Here is a 726-nt window from a genome sequence, read left to right as displayed (position 1 = left end):
GTTTAATATTTCACGGCATCTATCTAAATTTTTTTTAAAGGTAAAGCTTATATGATTAAGATTGTTTACTGCTTTCAAGCTGTTTTCAAATAGTGAAAAGGAAAAAGGAATTGAGTTTTGTTTCAATTCCTTTGTTGGTATTGCACCATTTATCAATGCGCCATTACTTATATTCTCAACACTCAGCTCAGGATTAACATGAATTAGCGACTCAACTGCTTTTCTTGATTCATTGAATATTCGAGTTGTTAACACTCTTTCTGTTTGGTTACCTTGCACATAATGTTGTCCAGTGAAGCGACATCGGCTAAGATCATCTCTTTCGTTATAGTATTGAGAGTGCTTACAATGATGCAGTTTCTCATCAACAAAGCCATAATCACACCCAGATAATACAAACTTTTTAACACCCAGACTTACGAGTGCAGACATAGCGGTATTTGTAACGGTTGGATTGCTATAGTAAAGCGGAGTTATAGCATGCTCTTTTGTAATAATCTCTGTTGTAATGTCATTTGCTTTAAAAAAAACTAACCTATTCTTGAATGCGCGTAGAGTTTTATGATAGACGGTGTTTAAAGTTATCAATAGCGTGTTTTTCAATAGGGGACTGTTTAGGTAATTCTCTTTAATATAATAACCATCTTTACTTCTCTCCATTTCTACATGTATATGTGGAACAATGTCTTTTTTAAGTAGGCTCGATAATGATGTTCCACATGATAC

General features: G+C 33.7%; 1 protein-coding gene. It reads right to left on the bottom strand.

What is annotated here, in order from left to right:
* Positions 1-726 (bottom strand): 6-hydroxymethylpterin diphosphokinase MptE-like protein (locus L1D50_RS23205; protein ID WP_239966955.1); only part of this gene is annotated, 726 nt, incomplete at both ends.

The organism is Pseudoalteromonas sp. Isolate6 (assembly GCF_022398435.1).
GTDB classification, from domain to species: Bacteria; Pseudomonadota; Gammaproteobacteria; order Enterobacterales; family Alteromonadaceae; genus Pseudoalteromonas; species Pseudoalteromonas galatheae.
This window is presented reverse-complemented; position numbering and strand designations above follow the sequence as displayed.